Raw genomic sequence first — 3,325 nt, forward strand, 5'->3', positions numbered from 1 at the left:
CTTCCCCGCCGCGCGCCTCGCCGAGGCGGTGGTCGAGCGCGAGCGCGGCATGCCCACGCTGCTCGCGCGCGGGCTCGCCGCGCCGCACGCGCGCATCGACGAGCTGCGCGACTTCGTGCTGATCTTCGCGCGCTCGGACGCCGGCATCGCCGTGCAGGGGCACGAGGACCGCGCGCACCTCCTGTTCATCCTGCTCACGCCGACGCGCGACCCGCGCGTGCAGCTGCGCCTGCTCGCACGCGTGGCCGGGCTGCTCGACAGCGAGTACGTGGTGGACCGGCTGCGCGAGGCGGAGTCGCCGGCCCAGGTGCTCGAGGTCCTGCGCGCGGCGGATCCGGGGGCCCTCGGCTAGGGCCTGACAGTTCCAGCGATCACTACGAAGTCCCGCGCGCGTTCCACTTCGTGAACTACCTTCCGCGCGGTCCGTCTGGCAAGCTCCCCCGCCGACGACCATGCGGAGACGCAGAGGGAGACGCCGCCTGACCGAGGCCGAGGGCTGGGTGATCGCGCTCTGTCTTCCAGCCGGCCTCATGGGCGCGATCGCCTGCTACTCGGCCGCCGCCGGCTGCTACGCGGACTGGATGAATTGCTTCAGCGTGGTGCAGCCCGAGAGCTGGACGACCCGCGTGATGTTCCTCGCGGCGAAGCTCGCCCCCTTCGTGTTTCCGACCTACGGGCTGTTCGCGCTCGCCGGGATCGGCTTCGTGCTCCGCCATGGAGCCCGGCAGCTCGAGCGCTGGCTGTGGCTCGGGCCCGCGCTGTTCGTCGCGGCGCTGCACGCCGCGTGCGTGGTCTTCGCGTGGACCGCGCTGCCGAGCCGGCGGCTCCAGCCAACGGCGGGCTTCGACGGAATCGCGCTGATGCTCGCCTACCTCTACACCGGGCTCGCGCACCGGATGCTGCGCAGCCTCACTCGCGCACCACCTAGGTGAAGAACTCGATCCGCCCCTCGACCCTGGGCTGCGCGCGGTCGTCTCCACGCTCGCCGGGTGTACGTGACCGCCAAGTCCCGCGCGTACTTCGGGGAACCACCCTCCGCAACGCTCGAGGCGGCGCGTTGCCCGCCCGCCGTCGGGCCGTGCGGGAGCCGTTGCGGGCCCGCGGCTAGATCTCTCGGCGCTTCGCCAGCTCGCGCTCGTAAGCGCGCATCATGTCGCGGTAGTCGATCATGCCCACGATCGGGCCCGCGCGCGGGTCGTCTGCGTCGGCGGGGTCGATCACGGGAAGCCGCGGCGCGCCCGAAGAGCGGAACAGCTCGTGGGCGCGGTACAGATCGTCGTCGGGGAGCAGGAAGACCGGCGCGGCCGCAATGTCGCCGGCCACCACGAAGCCGTCGAGCTGGCGCTCGTCGAGGACCGGGCGCAGCTGGTCGGCAGTGACCAGACCGACGAGCCGACGCGAGGCGTCGACCACCGGCACCGTCGCGCCTTCGCTCGCGAACACCAGCTCGCGCAGCGCGGAGAAGCGGGTCGACGGCTGCGCCGTCGGCACGTCGCCGGAGCGAAACACGTCGCCCACGCGCATCTCCTCGAGCAGGTTCACGGTGAGGTCACCGAAGTGCGCCGGCGAGCTGAAGCGGTCCTTCTCCTGATTCTCGTAGATCGACTTCCCGCGCGCGAGCAGGATCGCCAGAATGGACACGAGCATCAGCGGCGGGAGCAGCACGTATCCACCGCTCATCTCCGCGACCATGAGCAGCGCGCCGATCGGTGCAGAGGCGACCCCGGCGAAGAAGCTCGCCATGCCGACCAGTACGTAGGCCGCCGGGTTCGGGAAGAATGCGGGCGCGAGCGCGGCGCCGCCGTAGCCCACAAGTGCGCCAAGCATTCCGCCGATGAACAGGGTCGGGCCGAACACGCCGCCGCTACCGCCCGAGCCGACGGTGAGACTGGTCGTCAGGATCTTCGCGCCCACAACGAGCGCGAGCGTGGAGATCACGAGCTCTCCATCGAGCGCGCGCTGCAGCCAGCCCCAGCCGGTCCCGTAGGCCTCGGGCACGAGCACGCAGACGAGACCGACCAGTAGCCCGCCGAGCATCGGCCGCAGCGGCGGCCACAGCGGAAGGCGCGCGAAGACGCGCCGGCGCACCGCGTGGAACGTCCAGATGTACGCGCGGCCCACCGGCGCCGAGATCAACGCGAGCAGCACGTAGCCGGGGATCTCGATGGGACGAAAGGCCGCGAGCTCGGGAATCCCGAAAATGCGGTGGCCGCCCAGCAGGAGCACGAAGACGGTGTATGCGGTGATCGAAGAGACCACGGCGGGCACCAGCGCCTCGGACTCGAAGTCCTCGCGGTAGATCACCTCGACGGCGGTGATCGCCGAGCCGAGCGGCGCGCGAAAGATTGCCCCGAGTCCGCCGGCGGTGCCGGCCAGCAGCAGGATGCGGCGGTCGTGCGCGGAGAGCCGCAACAGGCCCGCTAGCAGCGAGCCGATCCCGCCGCCGACGTGCGCGACCGGGCCTTCCTTGCCCGCGCTGCCGCCGGTCGCGAGCGTGACGATCGTCGCGAGCGCCTTCACCAATGGGGCGCGCGGCCGCACGACTCCGCGCGCGCGGTGGAAGGCGCGGATCAGCTCGTCGGTGCCCGTGCCCTCGGCCTCGGGCGCGAGGAAGTACACGAGCAAGCCGGCGCCGAGCCCGCCCAGCGCGGGCAGCAACAGGATCAGCCAGCCGCGCGGCGGACCCAGCGGCAGCTCGGGCCTCGCGAAGAGCGCGTCGCCCGGGGGCGGGGGCGGAAGCGGTGCACGCGCGAGTTCGATCAACGCGTAGTGAGTGGCGAGCTCGAGCGCGACGAAGAACGCGGCTGCCGCGAGCCCCGAGCAGGCTCCCACCAGAAGGCCATACGCAACCCAGCGGGATTCGAGCTTGGCGAACCGCTCGAGCAGACGCGGCGACTTGGGCACGGGCCCGAGCTTAGCAACTCGGCGTGTTATAACCGCGCGGATGAACGGCAAGCCTCTCCGCGTCCTCGGTGCCCTGCTCGCGGGTGGACTCGCGGCCTGTGCCGTCGGCCCCGACTACCAGCGCCCGGAGCTGCCGGTCACCCCCGCGTTCCGCGACTCGGGTGCGGACACCAGCTCGATCGCGGACAGCGCCTGGTTCGACGTGTTCCGCGATCCGGTGCTCCGGCAGCTCGTCGACGAAGCGCTCGCGAACAACCGCGACCTGCAGGTCGCCGTTGCGCGGGTCGAGCAGGCGCGCTACTCGGCCGCGATCGCGCGCAGCCCGCTGTTCCCGCAGATCGGCTACGGCGGCGGCGCGGGACGCGGCAAGCAGGTCACGGTGGGAGTCGAGGACCAGGGCAGCCCGGTGACGAACTCGTTC

General features: G+C 71.8%; 4 protein-coding genes. 3 read left to right on the forward strand and 1 reads right to left on the reverse strand.

Going from position 1 to position 3,325, the window contains the following annotated elements:
* Positions 1 to 352 (forward strand): PTS sugar transporter subunit IIA (locus tag VMR86_01900; GenBank protein ID HTO05784.1); only part of this gene is annotated, 352 nt, incomplete at its 5' end.
* Positions 353 to 452: 100 nt separating this feature from the next.
* Positions 453 to 932 carry a hypothetical protein gene (locus tag VMR86_01905; protein ID HTO05785.1) on the forward strand — a complete coding sequence of 160 codons (480 nt, stop codon included), beginning with the start codon at positions 453 to 455 and terminating at the stop codon, positions 930 to 932.
* 172 nt (positions 933 to 1,104) lie between these two features.
* Here VMR86_01905 and VMR86_01910 read toward each other — a convergent pair whose 3' ends face one another.
* Entirely contained in the window at positions 1,105 to 2,904 is a 1,800-nt protein-coding gene (locus VMR86_01910; GenBank protein HTO05786.1) for a chloride channel protein, read from the reverse strand.
* A 40-nt stretch (positions 2,905 to 2,944) separates the two neighbouring features.
* On the opposite strand from VMR86_01910, the gene VMR86_01915 reads away from it, so the two are divergent.
* A partial coding sequence (locus tag VMR86_01915; GenBank protein HTO05787.1) for a TolC family protein occupies positions 2,945 to 3,325 on the forward strand: 381 nt, incomplete at its 3' end.

This window comes from Myxococcota bacterium, assembly GCA_035498015.1.
Lineage (GTDB): Bacteria > Myxococcota_A > UBA9160 > SZUA-336 > SZUA-336 > VGRW01.

Bases quoted from the DNA above. Each gene is read 5' to 3' on its own strand.
- VMR86_01905 (HTO05785.1), top strand. From the start codon at position 453: ATGCGGAGACGCAGAGGGAGACGCCGCCTGACCGAGGCCGAGGGCTGG.